Origin of the sequence: Dryocola sharpae (assembly GCF_051307055.1) — a bacterium.
Classification (GTDB): Bacteria; Pseudomonadota; Gammaproteobacteria; order Enterobacterales; family Enterobacteriaceae; genus Dryocola.
This window is the reverse complement of record NZ_CP149994.1, coordinates 1,042,830-1,066,174: the sequence shown is the minus strand read 5'-3', so window position 1 is coordinate 1,066,174 and position 23,345 is coordinate 1,042,830. Positions and strand designations below refer to the sequence as shown.

23 protein-coding genes and 2 pseudogenes are annotated in these 23,345 nt (G+C 52.7%); 16 read left to right on the top strand and 9 right to left on the bottom strand.

Annotated elements, in window-relative coordinates; all coding sequences use genetic code 11:
* Positions 1-4 precede the first annotated feature (4 nt).
* Positions 5-1,393 (bottom strand): cysteine--tRNA ligase, encoded by a 1,389-nt coding sequence (cysS, locus tag WLO31_RS05075; RefSeq protein ID WP_435929398.1) that lies wholly within the window; start codon positions 1,391-1,393, stop codon positions 5-7.
* 324 nt (positions 1,394-1,717) lie between these two features.
* Between cysS and ppiB the strand changes: the two genes are divergently transcribed.
* From ppiB to WLO31_RS05040, 7 genes are all read left to right on the top strand, one after another.
* Complete coding sequence (gene ppiB, locus WLO31_RS05070; protein WP_435929397.1) at positions 1,718-2,212, top strand: peptidylprolyl isomerase B; 495 nt, start codon at positions 1,718-1,720, stop codon at positions 2,210-2,212.
* Between the two features lie 10 nt (positions 2,213-2,222).
* Positions 2,223-2,942: a UDP-2,3-diacylglucosamine diphosphatase gene (gene lpxH, locus WLO31_RS05065; protein WP_435929396.1), complete on the top strand. Its 720-nt coding sequence runs from the start codon at positions 2,223-2,225 to the stop codon at positions 2,940-2,942.
* 139 nt (positions 2,943-3,081) lie between these two features.
* Complete coding sequence (purE, locus tag WLO31_RS05060) at positions 3,082-3,591, top strand: 5-(carboxyamino)imidazole ribonucleotide mutase (protein WP_435929394.1); 510 nt, start codon at positions 3,082-3,084, stop codon at positions 3,589-3,591.
* The gene (gene purK / locus WLO31_RS05055) at positions 3,588-4,655 is read left to right on the top strand and encodes a 5-(carboxyamino)imidazole ribonucleotide synthase (protein WP_435929392.1); all 1,068 of its coding nucleotides are present in this window, start codon (positions 3,588-3,590) and stop codon (positions 4,653-4,655) included. The genes purE and purK overlap by 4 nt, the downstream gene beginning before the upstream one ends.
* A gap of 361 nt (positions 4,656-5,016) precedes the next feature.
* A complete protein-coding gene (mnmH, locus tag WLO31_RS05050; protein WP_435929391.1) occupies positions 5,017-6,126 on the top strand; it encodes a tRNA 2-selenouridine(34) synthase MnmH in 1,110 nt (369 codons plus the stop codon).
* Between the two features lie 487 nt (positions 6,127-6,613).
* Positions 6,614-6,979, top strand: a complete 366-nt coding sequence (locus WLO31_RS05045) for a hypothetical protein (protein ID WP_435929390.1) — start codon at positions 6,614-6,616, stop codon at positions 6,977-6,979.
* A gap of 10 nt (positions 6,980-6,989) precedes the next feature.
* Complete coding sequence (locus WLO31_RS05040) at positions 6,990-9,095, top strand: pyrroloquinoline quinone-dependent dehydrogenase (RefSeq protein WP_435929389.1); 2,106 nt, start codon at positions 6,990-6,992, stop codon at positions 9,093-9,095.
* A 295-nt stretch (positions 9,096-9,390) separates the two neighbouring features.
* On the opposite strand, the gene WLO31_RS05035 is transcribed toward WLO31_RS05040, so the two are convergent.
* Positions 9,391-9,999, bottom strand: a complete 609-nt coding sequence (locus tag WLO31_RS05035) for a hypothetical protein (protein WP_435929388.1) — start codon at positions 9,997-9,999, stop codon at positions 9,391-9,393.
* Here WLO31_RS05035 and WLO31_RS05030 point away from each other — a divergent pair.
* Positions 9,998-10,156: a hypothetical protein gene (locus tag WLO31_RS05030; protein WP_435929387.1), complete on the top strand. Its 159-nt coding sequence runs from the start codon at positions 9,998-10,000 to the stop codon at positions 10,154-10,156. The two genes, WLO31_RS05035 and WLO31_RS05030, sit on opposite strands and share 2 nt — an antisense overlap.
* Here the strand turns inward: WLO31_RS05030 and WLO31_RS05025 are convergent.
* Positions 10,153-10,761: a LysE family translocator gene (locus tag WLO31_RS05025; RefSeq protein ID WP_435929386.1), complete on the bottom strand. Its 609-nt coding sequence runs from the start codon at positions 10,759-10,761 to the stop codon at positions 10,153-10,155. The genes WLO31_RS05030 and WLO31_RS05025 overlap by 4 nt on opposite strands.
* 66 nt (positions 10,762-10,827) lie before the next feature.
* On the opposite strand from WLO31_RS05025, the gene WLO31_RS05020 reads away from it, so the two are divergent.
* The 4 genes and pseudogenes from WLO31_RS05020 (at position 10,828) to WLO31_RS05005 (ending at position 15,260) form a co-directional block, all read left to right on the top strand.
* Positions 10,828-11,751 carry a LysR family transcriptional regulator gene (locus WLO31_RS05020; RefSeq protein ID WP_435929385.1) on the top strand — a complete coding sequence of 308 codons (924 nt, stop codon included), beginning with the start codon at positions 10,828-10,830 and terminating at the stop codon, positions 11,749-11,751.
* Positions 11,752-11,859: 108 nt separating this feature from the next.
* Positions 11,860-12,162: a hypothetical protein gene (locus tag WLO31_RS05015; protein WP_435929384.1), complete on the top strand. Its 303-nt coding sequence runs from the start codon at positions 11,860-11,862 to the stop codon at positions 12,160-12,162.
* Between the two features lie 775 nt (positions 12,163-12,937).
* Positions 12,938-14,415: pseudogene (locus tag WLO31_RS05010) on the top strand (SulP family inorganic anion transporter).
* Positions 14,416-14,432: 17 nt separating this feature from the next.
* Complete coding sequence (locus WLO31_RS05005) at positions 14,433-15,260, top strand: universal stress protein (protein WP_435929383.1); 828 nt, start codon at positions 14,433-14,435, stop codon at positions 15,258-15,260.
* A gap of 133 nt (positions 15,261-15,393) precedes the next feature.
* On the opposite strand, the gene WLO31_RS05000 is transcribed toward WLO31_RS05005, so the two are convergent.
* Positions 15,394-16,320: a hypothetical protein gene (locus WLO31_RS05000; RefSeq protein WP_435929382.1), complete on the bottom strand. Its 927-nt coding sequence runs from the start codon at positions 16,318-16,320 to the stop codon at positions 15,394-15,396.
* A gap of 221 nt (positions 16,321-16,541) precedes the next feature.
* Between WLO31_RS05000 and WLO31_RS04995 the strand changes: the two are divergent.
* Positions 16,542-17,145: pseudogene (locus WLO31_RS04995) on the top strand (site-specific integrase).
* A gap of 164 nt (positions 17,146-17,309) precedes the next feature.
* Positions 17,310-17,858: a GNAT family N-acetyltransferase gene (locus WLO31_RS04990; protein ID WP_435929380.1), complete on the top strand. Its 549-nt coding sequence runs from the start codon at positions 17,310-17,312 to the stop codon at positions 17,856-17,858.
* A gap of 81 nt (positions 17,859-17,939) precedes the next feature.
* Here the strand turns inward: WLO31_RS04990 and WLO31_RS04985 are convergent, their stop codons facing one another.
* From WLO31_RS04985 to WLO31_RS04970, 4 genes are all read right to left on the bottom strand, one after another.
* Positions 17,940-18,281 carry a hypothetical protein gene (locus WLO31_RS04985; RefSeq protein ID WP_435929379.1) on the bottom strand — a complete coding sequence of 114 codons (342 nt, stop codon included), beginning with the start codon at positions 18,279-18,281 and terminating at the stop codon, positions 17,940-17,942.
* A 157-nt stretch (positions 18,282-18,438) separates the two neighbouring features.
* Complete coding sequence (locus WLO31_RS04980; RefSeq protein WP_435929378.1) at positions 18,439-18,981, bottom strand: GNAT family N-acetyltransferase; 543 nt, start codon at positions 18,979-18,981, stop codon at positions 18,439-18,441.
* A 417-nt stretch (positions 18,982-19,398) separates the two neighbouring features.
* Complete coding sequence (locus tag WLO31_RS04975) at positions 19,399-19,977, bottom strand: DUF4142 domain-containing protein (RefSeq protein WP_435929376.1); 579 nt, start codon at positions 19,975-19,977, stop codon at positions 19,399-19,401.
* Positions 19,978-20,605: 628 nt separating this feature from the next.
* Positions 20,606-21,394: a sulfite exporter TauE/SafE family protein gene (locus WLO31_RS04970; protein ID WP_435929374.1), complete on the bottom strand. Its 789-nt coding sequence runs from the start codon at positions 21,392-21,394 to the stop codon at positions 20,606-20,608.
* A gap of 108 nt (positions 21,395-21,502) precedes the next feature.
* Between WLO31_RS04970 and WLO31_RS04965 the strand changes: the two genes are divergently transcribed.
* On the top strand, positions 21,503-22,270 hold the full coding sequence (locus WLO31_RS04965; protein WP_435929373.1) for an AraC family transcriptional regulator: 768 nt from the start codon (positions 21,503-21,505) through the stop codon (positions 22,268-22,270).
* A gap of 147 nt (positions 22,271-22,417) precedes the next feature.
* Here the strand turns inward: WLO31_RS04965 and WLO31_RS04960 are convergent, their stop codons facing one another.
* Positions 22,418-22,948, bottom strand: coding sequence for a hypothetical protein (locus tag WLO31_RS04960; RefSeq protein WP_435929371.1), 531 nt, complete (start codon positions 22,946-22,948; stop codon positions 22,418-22,420).
* Positions 22,949-23,089: 141 nt separating this feature from the next.
* Between WLO31_RS04960 and WLO31_RS04955 the strand changes: the two genes are divergently transcribed.
* The gene (locus WLO31_RS04955) at positions 23,090-23,281 is read left to right on the top strand and encodes a hypothetical protein (protein WP_435929370.1); all 192 of its coding nucleotides are present in this window, start codon (positions 23,090-23,092) and stop codon (positions 23,279-23,281) included.
* The last annotated feature ends 64 nt before the right edge of the window (positions 23,282-23,345 follow it).

Here is a 23,345-nt window from a genome sequence, read left to right as displayed (position 1 = left end):
ACGCTTATTTCCTGCGCCAGGTCGTGCCCTGCGGGCCATCTTCCAGCACTATTCCCATCTCGTTTAAACGGTCGCGCGCCTGGTCGGCCAGCGCCCACTCTTTTGCTTTCCGGGCGTCGAAACGCTGTTTAATAAGCGCTTCGATTTCGGCAACTTCGCCGTCGTCCGCCTGCGCGCCGCCCTGCAGGAAAGCTTCCGGCTCCTGCTCCAGCAGGCCCAGCACGCCGGATAGCTGACGCATTGCCGCTGCAAGACCGTTCGCCGCTGCCGGATCTTCAGTTTTCAGGCGGTTAACCTCACGCGCCATATCGAACAGCACGGAGTAGGCTTCCGGCGTGTTGAAGTCGTCGTCCATTGCTTCGCGGAAACGCGCTTCGAATGCTTCGCTGCCAGCAGGCTGGACGGTGCTGTCCGTGCCGCGCAGGGCGGTGTACAGACGCTCCAGGGAGGTACGCGCCTGCTTTAAGTTCTCTTCGCTGTAGTTCAGCTGGCTGCGGTAGTGGCCGGACATCAGGAAGTAGCGGATGGTTTCCGCGTCGTAGTACTTCAGCACGTCGCGCACGGTAAAGAAGTTGCCCAGCGATTTGGACATCTTTTCGCGGTCGACCATCACCATGCCCGAGTGCATCCAGGTGTTCACATATTCGCCGTCATGCGCGCAGGTGGACTGGGCGATTTCGTTTTCGTGGTGCGGGAACATCAGATCCGAACCGCCGCCGTGAATATCAAAATGGTTGCCGAGCTGCTTGCAGTTCATAGCGGAGCATTCGATATGCCAGCCCGGACGGCCTTCGCCCCACGGGGAGTGCCAGCTTGGCTCGCCCGGTTTGGACATCTTCCACAGCACGAAGTCCATCGGGTTGCGCTTCACGTTCGCTTCAACTTCAACGCGCGCGCCGGCCTGCAGCTGATCCAAATCCTGGCGGGAAAGCTTGCCGTAGGCCGGATCGGTTTCCACAGAGAACATCACATCGCCGTTGGATGCCACATAGGCGTGATTACGCTCGATAAGCTGTTCAACAATTTCGATGATTTCCGGGATATGTTTGGTGGCGCGCGGCTCGCTGTCCGGGCGCAGAATATTCAGCGCGTCGAAATCTTTATGCATTTCGGCCACCATACGGTCGACCAGCGCGACAAAATCTTCGCCTTTTTCTTGGGCGCGTTTGATGATTTTATCGTCGATATCGGTGATATTGCGCACATACTTCAGCCTATAGCCGAGAAAACGCAGATAGCGCGCAACGACATCAAAGGCGACAAAAGTACGGCCATGGCCGATATGACAGAGATCGTAAACGGTAATACCACACACGTACATGCCGACCTGTCCGGCATGAATAGGTTTGAATTCCTCTTTTTGACGAGTCATTGTATTAAAGATTTTTAACATCAGGGGATTCCATATCAGCGTGTGTAAGCAAAATTGAGGTATATGTTACCTTAAAATTTCACACGGAAGCAGTACGCTTTGCAAGGCGGTAATGATATCAGGCTGCTGACCCGTCTCAGGCGGCTAGCAGACTGAAAAGACTACATTTAAAAAATTAACTGCAAAATCAATTTATTAATTTTTAACCGTTCTCCACAAAGAAGGAAAAAAACCACCCTTTTTCCTTCTTTGTCAGCATCTCAGAAGCAGTTATGCTATAACAACCACCTTGTGTGGCGGCTCCGTCTGCCGAAACACTGTCTGACTAAATATAGGATGCACAGCATGGTTACTTTTCACACTAATCACGGTGATATTGTCATCAAAACTTTTGACGATAAAGCGCCAATTACCGTTAAAAACTTCATGGATTACTGCCGCGAAGGCTTCTACGACAACACCATTTTCCACCGTGTGATCAACGGCTTTATGATCCAGGGCGGCGGTTTTGAACCGGGCATGAAGCAGAAAGAAACCAAAGACACGATTCAGAACGAAGCGAACAACGGTCTGAAAAACACCCGCGGCACGCTGGCTATGGCCCGTACCCAGGCGCCACATTCCGCAAGCGCGCAGTTCTTTATCAACGTGGCTGATAACGACTTCCTGAACCACAGCGGCGAAAGCATGCAGGGTTGGGGCTACTGCGTATTTGCTGAAGTCGTGGAAGGCATGGACGTGGTTGATAAAATCAAAGGCGTTTCCACCGGCCGCAGCGGCATGCACCAGGACGTGCCTAAAGAAGACGTCATCGTAAACAGCGTCACCGTAAGCGAGTAATCTCCGCTTAATGATCCTGTTTATCGCAGATTTACACCTCTGCTCAGAAGAACCGGCGATTACCGCCGGTTTTCTGCGTTTTCTGGCCGGCACAGCACGCGAGGCGCAGGCGCTTTACATCCTTGGCGACCTCTTTGAAGCCTGGATTGGCGACGACGATCCTGAACCGCTGCACGGCGAAATAGCCTTAGCGATCAAAGATCTCGTTGATTCCGGCGTGCCCTGCTTCTTTATTCACGGCAACCGGGATTTCCTGCTTGGAAAACGTTTTGCAAGGTTGAGCGGCATGACGCCGCTGCCGGAAGAAAAAGTTCTCGACCTGTATGGCCGCAGGATCTTAATTCTGCACGGCGATACGCTGTGTACGGACGACGCAGGCTACCAGGCGTTTCGCAGGAAAGTTCATCAGCCCTGGCTACAGCGGCTATTCCTCGCGCTGCCGCTGTTTATGCGTAAACGCGTCGCCGCCAGAATGCGCGCCGGAAGCAAGGCCGCCAACAGCAGTAAAACTCTGGCGATCATGGATGTGAACCAGCAGGCCGTTATCGATGCCCTCACCCGTTATCAGGTGCAGTGGATGATTCACGGCCATACGCACCGCCCGGAAATTCATCCTCTTACGGCAAACGACAAACCTGCTTTTCGCTGCGTGCTGGGCGCCTGGCACACCCGGGGCTCAATGATCAAAGTAACCCCCGAAAACGTCGAATTAATTCCTTTCGATTTTTAGCCTCAACGCGCCTCTTTTCGCCGCTTTGTTAACCACGCAACCGTTTTCCTTGCCCGTTGTTCATGATATTCTCTGAGCCCTTCTGACCGACCGCCAGGCGTTCGGTGATGTTTGCACACCCACAGGAGTTTTGAGACGCATGTCCCCGAACCAATCCCCGGCGCGTATCGCCATTGTCATGGGTTCTAAAAGCGACTGGGCTACCATGCAGTTTGCCGCTGAAATCCTCACCGCCCTTGAAGTGCCGCACCATCTTGAAGTAATTTCCGCGCATCGCACGCCGGATAAGCTGTTCAGCTTTGCCGGGCAGGCACAAAGCAACGGCTACCAGGTGATTATTGCGGGCGCAGGCGGCGCTGCGCATCTGCCCGGTATGCTGGCGGCGAAAACCCTGGTGCCGGTGCTGGGCGTTCCGGTACAAAGCGCGGCGTTGAGCGGCGTGGACAGCCTCTACTCCATCGTACAAATGCCGCGCGGGATTCCGGTTGGCACGCTGGCGATTGGCAAAGCGGGCGCTGCGAACGCAGCTTTGCTGGCGGCGCAGATTCTGGCTCTGCATGATGAAGCGTTGCATAAACGCCTGGCCGCGTGGCGTGACGCACAGACAGAAGAAGTGTTGCAGAACCCGGACCCGCGGGGTGAGGCATGAAACGCGTCTGCGTATTAGGCAACGGTCAGTTAGGCAGAATGCTGCGCCAGGCGGGCGAACCTCTGGGCATTGCGGTTTATCCTGTAGGGCTTGATGCTGAACCGGAAGCGGTTCCCTTCGCGCAAAGCGTGATTACCGCTGAAATCGAGCGCTGGCCGGAAACTGCACTCACGCGCGAGCTGGCCCGCCACAACGCTTTTGTTAACCGCGACGTGTTCCCTGTCATCGCGGATCGTCTCACGCAAAAACAGCTGTTCGACAAACTGGAACTCGCTACCGCGCCGTGGCAGTTACTTTCCAGCCGCGATGAGTGGGCTGGCGTGTTTGGTAATCTTGGCGAGCTGGCCATCGTGAAACGCCGCGTTGGCGGCTACGACGGGCGCGGCCAGTGGCGTTTGCGCCGCGATGAAACCGACCAGCTGCCGGACGACTGCTACGGCGAATGCATCGTTGAGAAAGGCATTAACTTCTCCGGCGAGGTTTCCCTGGTCGGCGCGCGCGGGCACGATGGCGCCACGGTGTTTTATCCGCTGACGCATAACCTGCATCAGGACGGTATTTTGCGCGCAAGCGTTGCCTTCCCGCATGCCAACGCCGGACAGCAGCAGCAGGCGGAAGCGATGCTCTCTGCCATCATGCAAGAGCTGAAATACGTCGGCGTGATGGCGATGGAATGCTTTATCACGCCAGCCGGTCTGCTGATCAACGAACTGGCGCCGCGCGTGCACAACAGCGGGCACTGGACGCAGAACGGCGCGTCCATCAGCCAGTTTGAGCTGCATCTGCGCGCGATTGTTGATTTGCCGCTGCCGCAGCCGGTTGTTAACGCTCCGTCGGTTATGATCAATCTTATCGGCACCGGGCTGAACTACGACTGGCTGAAGCTGCCGCTGGTGCATCTGCACTGGTACGACAAAGAGGTACGCGAAGGACGCAAAGTCGGCCATCTCAACCTGAACGACAGCGATAAAGACAGGCTGAGCGCATCGCTTGAAGCGTTAGTGCCGCTGCTGCCACCAGAGTACGCGAGCGGCATCGCCTGGGCGCAGAGCAAGCTTCTGTAGATTTTGCGGCGGGTGGCGCTACGCTTACCCGCCCTACAAGAAGTAACCTCATGCCTGCGGACTGGCAGGTCGGATAAGCAAAGCGCATCCGACAATTTGCGGTAGATGGCGCTACGCTTACCCGCCCGACAAGAAGTAGCCCCATGCCTGCGGATCGGTAGGTCGGATAAGCAAAGCGCATCCGACAATTTGCGGTAGATGGCGCTACGCTTACCCGCCTTACGAGAAAAGTGGGATTGGTAGGTCGGATAAGCGGCAGCGCCATCCGACATCCGGTACGCCACGTTTCCCCTCTTCCCTTTCTTTCCTTGCAGGCGCACAATCCCCGGCGTTTCACCCTCAATCGCCTTAAGGTTTATGCATGCAAAAAGCCCGCTCCGACAGCCAACAATATGAAATTCTGCTGCGCAATGATATTCCGCTTATCGACGTGCGCGCGCCGGTTGAGTTTGTCCAGGGGGCCATGCCCGCGGCGCTGAATCTTCCGTTAATGTCGGACGACGAACGGGCCGCCGTAGGCACCTGTTATAAGCAGCGCGGCCAGCAGGCGGCCATTGAGCTGGGCCATAGTCTGGTCAACGGCGAGGTTCGCGCGGACCGCTTACAAAGCTGGATTGCGCAGGCGAGGCAAAATCCTGAAGGCTATCTGTGCTGCGCCAGAGGCGGCATGCGTTCCCATATCGTGCAGCAGTGGCTGCGTGAAGCCGGCGTGGACTATCCGCTGGTGGAAGGCGGCTATAAGGCGCTGCGCAACTACGCCCTGCAGGCCATCGACTCCCATGCGAAGTGGCCGATGGTTATGGTCAGCGGCAATACCGGCTGCGGCAAGACGATACTTATCCGCTCGCTGCCAACGGGCGTCGATCTCGAAGGGCTGGCGCGTCACCGCGGCTCATCGTTTGGCCGCACGATTGTGGAACAGCCGTCTCAGGCAAGTTTCGAAAACAATCTGGCCGTCACGCTGCTCAAAAAAAGCCACGGCGCGCCGGTCACCTGGGTAATCGAGGACGAAGGCCGCATGATCGGCTCGCGGCATATCCCGGAATCGTTCAGGGAAAATATGGCGCGCGCGCCGATTGTGGTGATTGAAGATCCTTTTGACGTGCGTCTGGATCGCCTGAAAACGGAGTATTTTCAGCAGATGAGCGCAGCGTTTTTGTCCGTCAGCGATGAAGAAACCGCCTGGAAAAATTATGCGGAGTATCTGCATCACGGCCTGTTTGCTATTCGCCGCCGCTTAGGCATGGAGCGTTTTCAGCAGTTCACCATCGTGCTGGACAAGGCGCTGGAGTTTCAGCGTAAAACCGGCTCGTGCGACGGCCATCTGGCCTGGCTTGCGCCGCTGCTGGAAGAGTATTACGACCCGATGTATCGCTATCAGCTTTCTAAAAAGGCCGACAACATCGTGTTTCGCGGGGATTACGGCCAGGTTGAATCCTGGCTGCGCGACAAAACAAGCCAGGCAAACTAAGGATTAATACCAGTCGCGTTTATCTGCACAACGGGCCAGGTAGTTCCCCGCCGTTTGCTATGTAAGTATCCCGCTTAAACGAATCATTCCCTTTCAGAGATCTCCTGCCACCCCAGTGAGGATAACGCCAGCTCTTTACCAGAAGCTGGCCGGGCTGCTTCGTGCTGCGAATTCAATCGATAGATGCAACACGCTGATTAAATCGCTCTGCGGATGATTCATAGTCTGGCGTTTTGTTTAAAGAGCTACACGTCAGGACTCACGGTTAAAATGGTCATTATTCATATAATGCCTTAACCTGGGCCACACACGTCTGAACCTCCCCCATTAAAAAAACAATCTTCTATACTCTGTTACGTTTAGTGAACTATGCCGCTGTTTTTCGCCGCTGCGCTGGCTTCTGATCGTTAGCCTGCGCGCAAAACGGCCGCATAACCTCACCAATACATTATATTAATTGTTCATTTTTTGAAGGGGATTTCCTGGTATGTTGCAATCTCAACCCTCACGCCTGGGCAGCTTACTGCTGCTGCTGGCAGCCGCGATCGGCTTCGCGGTGGCTTTATATGCGTGGCTGACGCCACTCACCGGGGTCACCGGCACCATTGGCGCGCTGGGTGTGGCCATCGCCAGCGTGGTGTTGGCGCTACTGACCTTTGTTTTACGTGGCGCATCCGGTCGCGGTGCGCGGATTTTTTTGATTATTGTCACTTTGGTGGTGTTGTTCGGTATTGGTTTCGCCGCCGCGCTGCTGCATCAGTACCTTATTACGGCAGCAATGGTAGTCGGCCTGGTTGGTCTGATTGCGCTGAGCCGCAATTCCGTTAGTGACAATCATCGCGTCAAAGCCTGAGGAGTCCCCCGTGCATAACGATAAACACCATTCATTAATGAAAGTCAGCATGACGGCGCTGGCGCTGCTGGTCATCCCCCTGACGTCGCAGGCGCAGGATAAAACCGCTGAAAACACTGAAGCCACTATGGGCGCCCGGGACAAACTCAATGTGGATGCGGCCGATCAACAAGCGCCGGGCACCACGAAAACTACTGAGGATGCGTCAACCGGCAAACGTGACGGACAGAAAGTCGAATCAGCCAGTAACCCGGCGACAGCACTGGTGCCCTCTTCTGCCACCTGGAACAGCTTTCATGGCCAGCTTAACGCACAGAAATACAGCCCGCTGACGCAGATCACCGCAGATAACGTCAGCAAATTAAAGAAAATATGGGAATTTCATACCGGCGATGTCTCGGATGGCAAAGGTGACACCCCGGCAACCGTCTGGTCAGCGACGCCAATTTTTGCCAACGAGACGCTCTATATCGGTACACCTTTCGATCGCCTGATTGCGCTGGACCCTGGCACAGGTAAAGAGAAATGGCACTATGATACTAAATCCTCGCACAAAGCGTTGACGCAGCCGGTACTTAAAAACCGTGGCGTCTCCTACTGGCAGGCAAAAAACCCGGTCGCCGGGCAAGCTTGTCAGAAGATCGTCTATATGGGCAACGTCGATGGCAAACTCTATGCGCTCGACGCCGATTCAGGTAAGCCGTGCAGTGACTTTGCTGACAATGGCGTGCTGAACGTCAATCAGTGGAACACGGTTAACGCCAAATATCCGCTATCTCTACTGCAGCCGCCTACCGTGGTCGGTAACCATCTGCTTGTTGGCTGGGCCGGCAAAGACTGGGCTTATGCTGAAGCGCCTCCGGGTTCCGTGTTTGCAATCAATGCACAGACCGGCAAGCTTGAATGGACCTTTGAAGCGATCCCGGCAGAAACCCGCAAGCGCACCGGTACCGCGAACGTCTGGACACATATGTCTGCCGATGAGGCAAATGGTCTGGTCTATCTGCCGGTCTCATCCCCGTCCCCCAACTACTGGGGCGGCAACCGTGTCGATCCTATTCCGCTTGGCACCTCTACTACCGCGCTGGATATTAACACCGGTAAAGTAGTCTGGTCTCGCCAGTGGGTGCATCACGACGTGTGGGATTACGATATTAACTCTGCGCCGACGCTGATGGATATCACCGTAAACGGCAAACAGATCCCGGCGCTGATTCAGGCTACCAAGCAGGGTTTTCTGTTCGTTGTTAACCGCCTGACGGGTGAGGATGTCTGGCCTATCGAAGAGCGTCCGGTCCCGCAGGGCGATGGTTCGGTACAGGGAGAAGTCCTCTCGCCAACGCAGCCATTCCCGACTAAACCGGCGCCGCTGCTCGATCAGTCGAAAAAACCAGAGATCTGGAAACTGGCGGATGTTGTGGGCGCCGGCCAGTGTAGCCGTCTGTGGGATAATCTGGCCTATGAAGGGATGTACACGCCGCCAACCACTAAAGGCGAAGGCGTGCTGACCTATCCGGACAGTGCCGGTGGCGTCCAGTGGGGCGGCGTGGCGTACGATCCACAAAAACAGATTGCGATCGTCAATACCTCACATATTGTGCAGTACGTGAAGCTCTACAGCCGTGAAGATTACGATAAGGCGGATAAAAACGCCGGCAACGAGAGCGGCTTTGCGCCGCAGGAAGGCGCGCCTTACGGCCTGCGCCTGATGGTGGCGAATAACTGGCTGGGTATGCCGTGCTGGCAGCCGCCGTTTGGCGAAATCGTGGCGCTGGATATGCATACGGGCGATGTGAAGTGGCGTCGTCCGATTGGCGCATCGCAGCAGTATGGCTTCTTTATGCCGGAAAGCTGGGGTTCTCCAACCATCGGCGGCCCGGCCGTGACGGCGGGCGGCGTGATCTTCATCGGCGCCTCAATGGATGCCAAAGTGCGCGCCTATTCAGTTGAGAACGGTGAAGAGCTGTGGTCCGATCAGGTTGAAGCACCTGCGGTAGCGAATCCGTCGGTCTATGAGTATAAGGGCCGTCAATATGTGGCGTTCGTCGCAGGCGGTAATACTATCCTGAAGGATCAGGTGGGTGACCAGGTTGTGGTTTATGCTCTCCCTGAATAGTCGTTCATAAAAAATATCAATGAAAACAGCGTGGGGCCTCAGGGCCCCACTTTTTGTACCCGGTCAGGCTTTTTTAATCTGCCCGGCCCGACGGCCTTGCCCATAGCAAGGGCTGTTATTTCTTTAAGAGACACAGACTGGCTGTGAGCTCACATTTTCCCGCCAGCATCCTGCAAAGCGTGTTTCCTTTTAAAATAGAGCGATGAAAAAGCGCTGCTGTTTCGTGCAATCTGCTCAGCCCGTGCGCGACAGGAACCGGCATTGCATGACATTAAACGGCTAAGTTATTTGGTTATTATTTATCGCCCGATTGTCGGCCAGCCTCTTCAAGCGCAGATTTTACCGCCTTCAGCATCCTTTGCCGGATCCAGCCACTTCCGGCTCTGATTACCAGCCAGTAAGCGGCCATTTTCAACCGAGTTGCTCTGTCCGGGCAGTGAATGAACGTTTCAGTGCACAGTTCATGTTTACCCTCCGGAAGCGCCGTTACCCGATAGCGCAGCAACAGTTTCGCTCTGCCCGGCCCGGGTTCAGCCTGGTATGCGCTGGCATCCGGTGCATTTTCCAGCCCAAAATCCGCCCGCCAGAAGCGCCCTTTTAATCCATAACTGAGTTCGGTTGGCGTGCTTTCTAATAGCGTAAAACTGTGCAGCCCAAACGCAGGAATCGCTTTGCCTGGCTGATGGCTCTGCAGCTTTTGCGGTAGTTGACGTACCGACATCAGTGTCCGGATGACCACATCACGCTGGATATCAAATCCCGCAACGATCGGCAATATCTTTTCAGGGCAGGTCGTGCTGATGACAGCCCTGTGCTTTTCATAAAACTGAAACTGTGGCAGAAGATGGGGGATATCCTGCCATTTCGCCAGCGCTTTACGGTTAACAAATCCCGCTATAAGCATGCTGTTTCCTTATCAGTCCGTACCGCCTTTAGATGGCACCGCCGCCCCGCCGCAAACCAAAGCCAGCCCACTGTCGGCAGGGTTAAACGGCTATGCATTTCCGCTCAGCAATAATCCTGTCATTCAGGCGGCGATTACGGGTCAGCAGCGCGATTAATGCGTCATCGCCAGCAGAAAACCCAGGCAGACCAGCACTCCGCCAAAGGCGCGATCGATCCAGTGGCGGCAGGCCAGCAGCCGAACGCGCACAGCGCCTGCCGAGAAACACGAGGCCACCAGGCTAAACCAGACCATATGCGCTACGGCGATAAAAGCGCCATAGCCGATCTGTACAGCCAGCGGCGTATCGGGCCGCACCACCTGCATGAACAGGCTGACGATGAACACCGTGGTCTTCGGGTTCAGCGCATTGGTCAGAAATCCAGTGCGTAGCGCAGCACCATCCGACAGCGGCGCAGTACGCCTGTCGGTCTCTCTGCCTCCGGGCCTGGCGCTCAACATTTTCGCGCCAAGGTAAACCAGATAGGCCGCGCCAGCCAGCCTGATGGTGCTGAAAAGCCAGACCGACTGCTGGATCAGCATGCCTACGCCGACCAGCGTATAAGTAACATGCAACAGAACGCCCAGGCCAATCCCCAGGCCCGTCAGCACGCCTGCCCGACGCGACAACAGCAGGCTGTTGCGGGTGACCATGGCGAAGTCTGGTCCTGGACTGATAACAGCCAGCAGGGTTATTGTTATTACAGTTATCCATTCAGTCATAATATATTCCGTGAAATAAAACAGTAAGGTGCTCATGGTATTAGGAATACACATTCGGGAATAACGATGATTTCTGACAACAATGGTGATTTTAACTCACCAACGCTGGATATACGCCTGCCTTCTTTGCAGGCGCTTCGTTGCTTTGAGGTCGCCTCGCGGCTGGAAAATTTCAGTCGTGCGGCGACCGAACTGCACCTGACGCACGGCGCAGTGAGCCGCGCCGTACGTCTGCTTGAGGACGAGCTGGGCGTGGCGTTGTTTGAGCGTCGTGGCCGTCGCGTGTTTCTGACCGACGCTGGTCGCAGGCTGGCGCGGTCGGTCAGTGAAGGTTTCGACCTGATGCGGCACACCGCGGGTGAACTGCGCGCCAGCGCCCGCCAGGCGCGACGCTGGGTGCTGTCGTGTGAGCCAACCTTGCTGATGCGCTGGCTTATCCCCAGATGGCCGGATTTTCAGGCCAGATATCCCGATATTAATGTTCATCTGGTGGCCGGCGGGGGACCCTTCTCTTTTTCCAGCGGCATTGATCTGGCTATACGCCGCGATGATTTCACCTGGCCGGACAGCTATCATGCTGAGCCCTTATTTGTGGAAGCGGTTGGCCCGGTCTGCCGCCCGGACAAGGCCGCTTCCTGGCTGTTTTCGGAAAAAGGCAATACCGGGTTGCGGGCTGGAGTACCGCTTCTGCATTCGCGTACGCGGCCACACGCATGGCAGGCATGGGCTGACGCTGCAGGACTCTCCCTCCCCGACGGGTCAGGACAAACCTTTGAGCATTTCTATTTCAGCCTGCAGGCCGCGGTTGCCGGCCTGGGTATGGCGATTGGGCCAAGGCATCTGGTATGTGACGATCTTGACAGCGGCATGCTGGTCGCGCCGCTCGGCTTTATCGAGGACGGGTCTCGTTACTGCCTGTTATCGCCAGGCCCCTTACCGGATGAGGGTCCGCAAGCTGGGCTTCTTACCTGGTTGCGGACAATGGGCTGAATCAACGTTCAGGTCAGCTACAATTTTCCTGAAATTTCCTGACCAGAACGGCCCGTACCTGTCGGATAGCACTCGTTAACATTTTAACTTTATAAAAGGGATGCAGTTATGTTGAAAAAGCTGGTAACGGGGCAGCTAAGTTTGCCGATGACCTTCTGGGGATGGGGTTTCTGCGGCAGTCTGTTTATCGGCCTCTTCGGTCTGGCCGGGGTGCATACAGGCCACGCAACAATGGTGCCGCTGGCTTACCTGCTTAAAACAGTTCTGTTCAGCGCCGTACTTTCCGGTATTACTTTCATCCTGCGCAGAAAAATCACTGTGCCTGGCGCTATTGCGTTTTTTGTCATCCTGATTCAGGTGATTATGAGCATCGTCATGGTTACAGGGCTTTCGTCATTGCTGTTCAAATAGTCGGGTGAGATGAAAAAACTGCCCGCCACGGGGAATCGTCTGCGAAGGTTTAATGCGTTATAGCTGCACGAATAATATAAATGGGATGAGATCCATTCAATCTAAGTCTTAATTAGTGAATACTTGCCGCTGCCTCGCCTTCAATCATCTTCAACCTGGCTGAAGAGCGATTAAAATGGCACAAACTGCCGCAAGGAGTAATTGCGAAAAAGGAATAAAGAAAGCTGAAATGAGTCCAGATGTAGGTTGTTTCTTATTCGATTTCCTCCGGAGCAAGGGAATGAGAACGTGAGGAATTGTGTAGCACTCGATTAGCGTGCAATTCAAAAGGATGATGTTTTATTTATATTGCCTTATGCGGAATCTGGAGAGTTTTGTGTTCTTAATACACTTGGATTTGAATGTCTGTTTTGTACCAGAAGCGGACATTCTCAAAAAAAATGCATAAAGAAATGGTTTACAGCCCGTACAGAAGTTCTCCCACAGTTTGACCCTGCCTGTGATTCGCTTATAGTATTGATCGGCTTTGAACTGATTTAGGTTCCGGCCTTATGCCTGTCAGTTGCCCCCGGCAACAGAAAAGCAATACATTACACCTGCAATGGAGAATCTGAAAACTGTTATGCGTATTACGCCACCCTGAGTTTTTCCTTCCTCCGTCGTACTGAGCGAGCCTCAGCACGCACTCATTAACATCCCGTCTGCGGATGTGCTTTATCGTACGTAAAATTGTTGCCCTCCAGGGCTGACTGTATCTAAAAACTGAGAAATTACTATGCTGCTGTCCTCGACACGTAAGGACTGGCTGGGTAACGTCCGTGGTGACGTTCTTGCCGGTATTGTTGTCGCGCTCGCGCTCATTCCAGAAGCGATCGCCTTTTCCATTATTGCCGGTGTGGATCCCCAGGTAGGCCTCTACTCGGCGTTCTGTATCCCTCTCGTTATGGCCTTCTTTGGTGACGTCCGGCAATGATTTCGTCCTCCACGGGAGCAATGGCGCTGCTGATGGTGACGCTGGTGAAAGATCATGGCCTGGAGTATTTACTGGCCGCGTCCATTCTTACCGGGCTATTCCAGCTGATAGCCGGATATCTGAAGCTCGGCGGGCTGATGCGTTTTGTTTCACGTTCAGTGGTGACGGGATTCGTTAATGCGCTGGCAATACTGATATTTATGGCCCAGTTGCCAGAGCTGACTAACGTAACCTGGCATGTTTATGCCATGACTGCAGCAGGACCGGGGATCATCTATCTCTTCCCGTATCTCAACAAAACCATTCCTTCACCCCTTGTCTGCATCGTGGTACTGACCAGCATTGCCATGTGGTTGCATCTGGACGTTCGGACAGTCGGGGACATGGGGAAACTACCTGACAGCCTTCCGGTTTTTCTGCTTCCTGACGTACCCTTAAATCTTCAGACTCTGTTCATTATCCTGCCATATTCTGCAGGGCTGGCCGTTGTAGGCCTGCTTGAGTCGATGATGACTGCGACAATCGTGGATGACATGACCGATACACCAAGCGACAAAAACCGGGAATGTAAGGCTCAGGGTATTGCCAACATCTGCACGTCCTTTATCGGAGGAATGGCAGGCTGCGCGATGATTGGGCAGTCCGTTATCAATGTCAAATCCGGGGGACGTGGGCGGCTTTCAACCCTTACTGCGGGTGTGGTGCTGCTTTGCCTGATCGTGTTCCTGCGTGACTGGGTATCCCAAATCCCTATGGCTGCGCTGGTCGCAGTGATGATCATGGTTTCCATCGGGACATTTTCCTGGCGCTCTGTTGTTAATCTGCGTACTCATCCCTTTTCTACCAGTGTGGTCATGCTTGCCACAGTCGCGGTCGTTGTGGCAACACACAACCTGGCCTTCGGCGTTTTGACCGGTGTACTTATAGCTTCCCTGAACTTTGCCAATAAAGTATCCCGGTTTATGAGGGTAACTACTGTTCTGGAGGGTATAAGCCGGACGTATACCGTCACCGGTCAGGTATTTTTTGCATCAACAGACAGCTTTATCCGTTATTTCGATTTCCGTGAAGCAGTTGAACACGTTGTGATAGACGTTTCACATGCCCATTTCTGGGACATCACATCGGTGAGCGCCCTGGATAAGGTGGTTATTAAGTTCCGGAGGGAGGGAACTCAGGTTGAGATACATGGGATGAATGAAGCCACCCGCACCATCGTTGACCGCTTTGGTGTGCATGATAAACCTGAAGAAGTCGATAAATTGATGGGTGGTCATTAATGTCCGGAAATCATGAAATGAACAATACTGTTATCGCCTGTGTGGATGGATCGTCATCAACACGTGCCGTCTGCGAATATGCAGCCTGGGCTGCTGGTGCGCTGGGGGCTCCTCTTTCCCTGCTGCACGTACTGGAAAAAAACGACCAGCCTGTAATTTCGGACCTGACAGGCGCCATTGGCATAGACAGCCGTGAGCATTTTACAGAAGAGTTGGTCCGCCTTGAGGGCGAACGCAGCCGATTATTGATGGCGCAGGGTAAAGCCATTCTGAAAAATTGTGCTGATATGCTTACGGAAGCGGGACAACCTGCACCACAGCAGTTACAGAGGCACGGCACACTGGATGAAATTTTGGCCGAACTGGGGGAAGCGCGTCTTATGGTGCTGGGACGCCGGGGAGCAACCAACCCGGTCGGAAGCCATCTGGAGAATGTCATTCGTCTGCAAAAAAATCCTGTATTAATTGCACCCGAAACCTTCTCAGTTCCATCAAGCGTAATGTTCGCCTTTGACGGAAGTGAAGCGAGTCTGGAAAATTTACGCAGGCTGTCTTTGAGCCCACTGTTGTTGAATCTGACCTGCCACCTGGTCATGGTAAATGGAAAGTTAGAATCCCTGCAGGTTGCTCAGGCTCTGTTGCAGAGAGCTGGCATAACCAGCCAGGCGAGTCTTCTGAAAGGCGATACCGTGACTCATGCACTGTGCCGCTACGCCGGGGAACACAGGATTGATCTTATGGTCATGGGAGCATACGGACATCCACGGCTGCGCAGATTCTTTATCGGCAGCAACACAACAGAGATGTTATCCGATAGCCGCCAGCCCCTGCTGATGCTCAGATAAAAACAGGCGGGCCCTGATTTCAGGGTCCGCTTCTCGCTCACAGCGGAACAAGGTTCAATTATTTGATGCTGTTCTTCCTTTAAGAAAGGTGATCGTGCCCCGTAAGGGGCGTGAACAGCGTCGCGCTAATTGTCTATGTTTCTATCTGCCGTTCCGTGAGAGCATGTCTTGCTGCGCTTGATGCCCATTCATCAGATTGGTCAAGGTGTTCAATCTCTGACTCTGCTATCGGCGTTACACGGATCAGCGGAACGGAACCGAAAGGCAAATTATCAATCTTACGACCATCACGGCTGAGGATGATTCGAGTCATTGGGTTATATTCGTCTGTAAGAGTGCAAAACAGGATTGCACCATATTTATCAACATCGGCAGCAACCTGATATCCATCGGCAACGAGATCCCCCAGGTTAATCAAAAGATGAGCCCAGTCATCAATCTGGTGGCTGGTAATACTCGAAGCATCTAATTCCATGAAAAGTTCGCATCCCACGCCATTTTCTGGGTCTGCAATGCCAGCCCAAGGCGTCGAAAGGCCATCAGTGGCCAGCGTTAATTGGGTGTTGCTCTTAATATTGAGTACTCGACGATGGGGCCCGAACCATTCCGTCTGGTTGTGTACGTTCGCGTCATCTTGTTCAGCCTTAAAGCCATCTGAGACGCTACCATACTTTTCCCAAAAGGCTCGCCTTGCTACAGAAGCTGCCTCATAAATCGGGTCCTGTGGACCACGCGGCACAATTGTCTCATCGAATAGTGTGTCAACCGTTACGCGCCCCCGTATTAACGGTATTTTAGACCTTGTCCAGTGAACGATAACCTTATTAAAGGGCTGTATCTGTGATGCTTCGAGTTTTTCGACAACCTCCCGGACCTTCTGAAAGGAGTGGTTACCCTCTGCAACGTGACCCCCGTCGGCATACATGTAGCCTCCGGTTTGTGAGGAGACTCCAGCCTGTTCGGTGATAAAGAACCATTCTCCGTTCACAGCGCCAGCGGGTGCTTTGTCTAAGGCCGAGCGTAAATCCCTTGCTGCATCAGAGTTTGAATATGCTGTCATATCTGTCCTTTAGCTTCACGTCTTATGCATCATACTTAGTTTAACTTTTTAAAAATTATAGTATTAATTATCTTTCGGCCAGACAAATTGAAAACGCCTACCGGGATTAACTACCCTCTGCCTGCAGACGAGACCGGTTTTGCGCGCAAAAGTACCAACTTCCACTTCTCGCTCATATGGGACAACCATAATCACATCTCCTAACCCAAAGGAGATTGAGCATGACAACATCCCCCTGGAACAAGGGCCGTATTATTGGCCAGAAACGGCCTCTTCAGATCTCTCAAATTTGGGGAATCCGTATCAGACTTGAGCTGGAAGGAAAAGTACGCGATTTAGCTCTGTTTAACATGGCTCTGGACAGTAAACTTCGGGGCTGTGATCTGGTTAAGCTAAAAGTTTCTGATGTAGCCTATGGGCACTCTGTTTCGGGCAGAGCGACAGTGCTGCAGCAAAAAAACGGGAAGCCCCGTTCAGTTTGAACTAACTAAGGGAACCAGAGAGGCTGTGGCCGCGTGGATCAAAATGGCTCATCTACGTAGTAGCGACTATCTGTTCCAGTCCCGCGTCGGTTCTTCACGACATATCTCAACCAGGCAATATAACCGTATTTTTCATGGATGGATTGATAAGTTGGGTCTCAATGAGACTCTGTACAGTACGCATTCTATGCGAAGAACCAAGCCATATCTGATCTATAAAAAAACGAAGAATCTTCGAGTGATCCAAATACTGTTAGGTCACAAAAAACTCGAAAGTACAGTCCGTTATCTCGGTATTGAAGTGGATGATGCCCTGGAGATATCTGAGTCTATTGAAGTTTAATTTGTGAGGGCTGCAACAGCAGCCCTGTGCCAGAAGCAGACCTTGATCATTTGCTAACCGCACCTCCAATTGCATGGATACTTTCTGTGTATCCAGATAAATTGAGGTAATTATTGAACGGGTACAAGTGAAACAGATATCAAACTCAGGAAGGAAAAGTGCGGATGCCAATACCCATACTCTATACAGAACGCTTGCTGTTAAGGCCATTAGCCCCCGAAGATGCCTCACAAATTCAGATGCTTTATCCACGTTGGGAGATAGTTCGCTACATGATCTCTTCAGTACCATGGCCCTATCCTGATAACGGTGCCGAGAATTACGTTAATAATGTTGCCCTGCCTGATATGGCAAATGGAATAGCTTGGTTCTGGACTATCAGACACCGTGAAAAGCCTGACGAACTGATGGGGTTAATCTGTCTTTATGATGTTGAAGATAATAACCGTGGATTTTGGTTAGCTCCTGAGCATCAGGGCCAGGGCTTTATGCGTGAGGCTAGTATTGCAGCTACGGATTATTGGTTTAATTCTTTAAATAAGGCCGTGTTGCGTGCACCTAAAGCGGCTCACAATAGCCGTTCAAAACGTATTTCTGACGGCAGTGGCATGCGGCTCATAAGGATTGAAAAGAAAGAGTATGTCAGCGGTCTGCTGGATTCTGAACTCTGGGAAATCACCCGTGACGAATGGAATGCTCGTCAGGTTGGTTGATAAAGTTATGGAATGTCCGCTCCTCGCTCATAGCAGACCTGAGGACCAGTCAGCCTATCCTCTGCGAGCCAACAGCGGAAGTTAAGCGTTAGTTGACGGATCGTACTCCCACTGTGATTCGTCACTGTAAATCGTACCCTCATCATCCATTACTTGTGCATTGAGGTGTTTTGCAATCCCTAACATCTTTCTGTACAGGTATGTATCTGGCCATTTGGTATAAATATTACCTGCACTCCAGTCAAGCCATGGTTCTTCGTACAACGAGGGACCTGACCACAAGACGTGGTAATCGCCGTTTATAATATATCTGCTTAATTCATTATCGTTATTAATGTAGTTAAGCCATTCATCAGCGGTTATCTGCGTATCATCATTATCTGCCCAAAATTCAGCTCTCGTTATGTGAAATTCAACACCCATAGCACCTCCTAAGCACTGGAATTGACTTCACAAAGTAGCATAGTGGGTTATTAAATACGAGGTGAGAAATACTACAGAATTCATAGACTTGAAAGAGATGTCCGCACCTCGCTCAAAGCAGACATAATACTATGTAGTCAAAGGGCGTAGCCATGCCTCAAGCTGGTCGTTTTAAATTCTTCCATTGCTCGCGAGTCAGCGTGAACATCAGGTTAGCCGGCGGGTCCTCTGGATTGTCCACCCTTTGAGTAAGCAACAAACCTGCTTTTTCAAGAACGCGGCGAGAGGCTAAATGATTTTCGCGTGTAACCCCAACAATTTCAGGAAGCTTTAGCTCGTCAAATCCATATATCAAAGCGCGACAGGAGAGTTCAGTTGCATAACCTTTACCCCAGGATTCCGGTTCAAAGCGGTAACCCAGATTATTCGTTGGTCGGCCATTGAACTCACTGACAAATACGCCTCCAAAACCAATGACCCTTCCTGGCTCCGCCTTTTCAGAGACAGCCCAGTCATCGAAACCATGACGCTCACGGCTTGCGGTTCGTTGAAGAATGACACTACGACTATGCTCGATATTCTGATGTGGGCCCGCTGGATTAAACGCATGCGTTCTGACATCGCCATAAATGCGAAACAGCGCTTCCAGGTCAGACATTATTACTGGTCTGTAAAGCAGCCTTTCTGACTCCCAATACACCAACCTCTCCTTTCCATGTAACTGATTTTTTTAAACACTTTAGTCTGTCAGACACCGCCTGAGAATCATTACTTTGAAGTCTTCCAGACCTCATACCAGAATCCTGTCTGCCGAGGTGCCCTTAAGAACCATAGTATGTTATTGCTACTGTCCCCATCGTGCCAAAAGCGGTCCTTCGCAATGTTTCCGCCATGCAGCCTATCGAACGGCTGCTTCGGGTCAATTCTGGTCATCAACACGTAGATTGAGTGTCAGCTTACGACTGCTCATGGACGAGTATCGATCGGCACACTTACAGTAAAGGTCATCCCACGTTCTTTAACGCTGTCAACAATGACGCTCCCGCCGTGACTTTCTGCGACACTTTGAACAATGGTAGTTCATGTCGCAGGAACGTGTGCCCACCGAACGACCTGTTTACTTATCTGATTGCATCGACATCTGCTGGGCGGATTTTAGGTGCTGCTCAACGACCGGCGTGTGCGCGTCGGCCAGGGCCTTCACATCCGGATCCTTGATCTTCATAGCGTCACTCTGCAGCTTCGACAGCACCATTTTGTGGTCCATGGTGCCGGCGTTTTCCATATACATCTTGTCAAATGCGCCGCCGCTCTGTTTTTCCAGCTTAGCGGCCATGGCCTTGTGCTTAGCGTCCGGCTCAGTCGGCAGTGCCACGCCCTTTTGCTGGGCGACCGTCTGTACTTTGCTCAAGGCACCGCCGTGGTCTTCGACCATCTGCTGAGCGAAGGCTTTGACTTCGCTGCTTTGGGCCTTGCTCAGCGCGAGCTTGCCGGCGGCAACTTCATTGATATCGGCCTGCGCCATGTCCTTCAACGCTTTTTCGTCGCCGGAGCTGAGACTGGCGCTCGATCCAATCTGGCCTGCAGCGCCATTTTGCGCGGCGCTCGTCGTCTGGGCTTGCACGCCGACAGTGCTGAACATAGCTGCGACTGCCGATACAACTAGCAGCCCTTTCAAGGTTTTACTCTTTTGCATTTTGTTCTCCTGATGGCCATGGATAAGTTTGTTGTCAGGTGATTAACCGGGCGCAGCCTCGTATGTAAATCACAACTGCAATGGTCAGTATAGTGGATCAAAAATTTGAGACCGCAGTTTAAGTTATGGTCCTCAACGGAGGACGGCAGGAAATGACGGAAGCAAAGAAGCGAAAATTGCACAGCGCGGAGTTCAAGGTGAAGGCCGGACTGGAGGCATTCCGCTCACGAACGCGCGCAACCGATCCTTTGGATACGTGAGGCCATGAGCGCCGGCGCATATCTGCTCCTCGCCTGTCAGGAAGCAGGGTTAAGCCTCAGTACCTGGCGGCGCTGGAATGGGCGGACTGAAGATCGTCGCCCCACAGCGACCTGTCCTTATCCATTGAGTCTATTGTGAAAGTGCTGTTGCCACTATCACCAGTAATAGCGACAAGCTCTGCTGACAATTTTTCTAAATGGCCCCATATGACAGGGACAGACATGGTCTGTGGTTTACCGGTTGAGAAGCCAGCGACCACGGTAGAGGATTTTTATCAGCAAGCACGTATGGCGCTACTGAGTACAGACAGAGGCGGAAGTTCGTACATTGATATTAAGCGCAGTAAGGGTCGCAATAGATGTGTTTACTAGAGCAGCATTGCCAGAAGTACCAGGAACAGCAGCAGAACATAGACTCTTGCGTGCCAACTATCCGGTACAGATGGGATAGCACAGCGGCTAAAAAAAATGCCTGACCAGCCCGTCAGTACCAGCAGGCCTAAAATTTTCAGGCTGATAAAACCGATGAATCCGCTTACTGGAATACTCTGCCAACCGGTGACCGTATACGTCAAGGCACCACACAACGCTACTGGTAGTGAAAGCGGGTTGGAGGCGCTGATGCACTCACGCATCGCATAGCCGTGTCGCCGTAATAGTGGCACCGTCATCACGCTGCCGCCTACGCCCAACAATGCGGCTATCACACCGATTATCACACCGCCGCCCGTTACAAGTGAGAGCGATAAGCGACGCGGAACACTACCGCTGAAAAAACCTTTGCGTAACAAACAATCAGCAATCGTCCCCAGCATATAAACAATAAACAGTGAGCGAACGAGACTCTCGCTTAATAACCCCGCCAGACAGGAACCCGCGACAGACCCCATGGCGATAAACCATAGCAATGGGAACAATATCCGGGTTGAAAGTTTGCCCGCGCGCCAGTTTTGCCAGGTGACCCAGCCTGCGTTGAATATCATTACTGCCGTTGAGGTGGCAACCGCAATATGCATGGCATTTCCTGCCAGTTCAGGCTGCCGTAGCATCAGTTGATAGACAAATGGCACCACGACAAAGCCGCCACCAAAGCCAAACAGCACTGTGGTAATGCCGGTAGTAAAGCCTGCCAGTGTAATAATTAGGATATCGTACAAGAGAATGCCCCGACCTGAAAATGAGCCAGAAGCTTATACCGGCCGCCCCCAGCTTCCCATTTGCGTAGCACTCATTTACCCTTGTAAATCGGTCAGACGGAGACAGACGTGCGCAACGTAAAAATTGATAATGTGGATCAGCTTGATCGTGAAGTAGTGGCGTTAGGCAATGACTATGAGCAGGGGTTTATACTGCCACAACATCAACATCGCCGCGCTCAGTTACTGTATGGCGCAACCGGGTTGATGTATGTTTCAACCCATGACGGAGAATGGGTTGTTCCCCCACAACATGCCGTGTGGATCCCACCCGAAACCATGCACGGCGTCAGGTTTGTGGGGGTTACTACGCGTAGCTTGTATATCGAACCAAAGTGCGCGACGGCTTTGTTTAACCCTCGTCGCTGCGAAGTTATCAGCGTATCGCCGTTGTTACGTCAGTTGCTGCTTGAAGCAGTGGATTTGCCGCCGCTGTATGAAAGCGCACGCGATTATGCGCTGATAAAACTGATGTTACTGGAAATGGCGGCAATGCCGGTTCGCCAGTTCGATATCCCGCTGCCAAAGCATCCGGCTCTCCTGACGCTTTGTCAGGCTTTTTTACTCGCCCCATCTATCCATGAACCGGCCGATCGCTGGGCTAGCGCGCTGTTCATGAGCGCCAGCACCTTTCGACGCCATTTTCTGCAGCAAATCGGTATGTCATTTTCCGCCTGGCGCCAGCGAGCCTGTGTAGTTAATGCGCTGGCATTGCTGATAATCGGCAAACCTGTGAACGAAGTGGCGCTAACACTCGGATACGATAACGCTTCATCCTTCGCCACGATGTTCCGCCGTGTTACGGGGCAACCACCATCTTATTATCACCCGGATTAAACTCAACGTGGTTTTCCATCACTGGACAACAAAGGCGGGTAGTCTATCGCGGCGAATTACAAACATCCGCTCCTCGTTCATAGCCGACACTCGGGTACCTGACCCCTTCCCCATCAGGGAAAGGGACCTTTTAAACTGAATCCCGAATCAATGAACCCCAGGCACAGCCTCACCTTCGATCATTTTCAGCCCACCCGCCACCCGAACAAATCTCGGGGCTTTTAGATCTTCGGCCAGCACATAAATCAGCTCATACAGGATCCCGATCATCTGCTCTCTTTGATCCGGTAGATCCTGATGATTCAGCAGTACGATGGTTAATGCCGTGCAGTATTCGCACAGGGTTTCGGAATCTGTTGAAAGATAAGTTCGATAGTCGCTGGTTTCGCTATCTTTTAGCGTCAGCTGCTCGATGAGATGATCCGGCAGCGGCGCTTTAAGCACGCTTTTTAATACTTCCAGCCCGGCAAGCAGGCGGCCGCACAGCGCCATATATTCCGTATGATTATCGTTTTCGATCAACCCCCCCGCGTACTGCTGGCAAATATCCAGTATCTGGAAGAGATCCATCGCCGCACCCTGCGGCTTTTTTAACAGGGTTGCGATGCTGTCCGCATATGCGGGTTGTTGGGGGGTGATTTCAGGGCGAACGGGTGTGTTACTATCGGCGTTAGCCATAGCTGTTACCTCGATTAACGGTTGTGGTCAGCCCTCGTCTGGTGTTGGCTCACCTTTCGGGGGCGTTTCTTTTCAGGCCTGTGCTGACCTGACTGGTTACTAAACACTCTAATACTACTGGCTAACTCACCAGTAGAATAGATGAAAAATCAGGCAGATTTGCAGACTTCGAAGCGGCTCGCAGAGGTGATGAAACGCTTTGGGGAATTTGCAGAGAAGGACGTTGAGACTCGCCTGGCGTTACTCAGCACAGACAAAGGCGCGACCTGTCTGTGGATCCTTGAAGCCACATACGAAGAGTGGAAAGCGGACAACGCCCGAAAGGCTAAGTAATACGCCCCTATATTAAAGCGCCTGTCTTTTTTCAAAGAAAGGCGCTTTTAAATCCTCGGTCAGC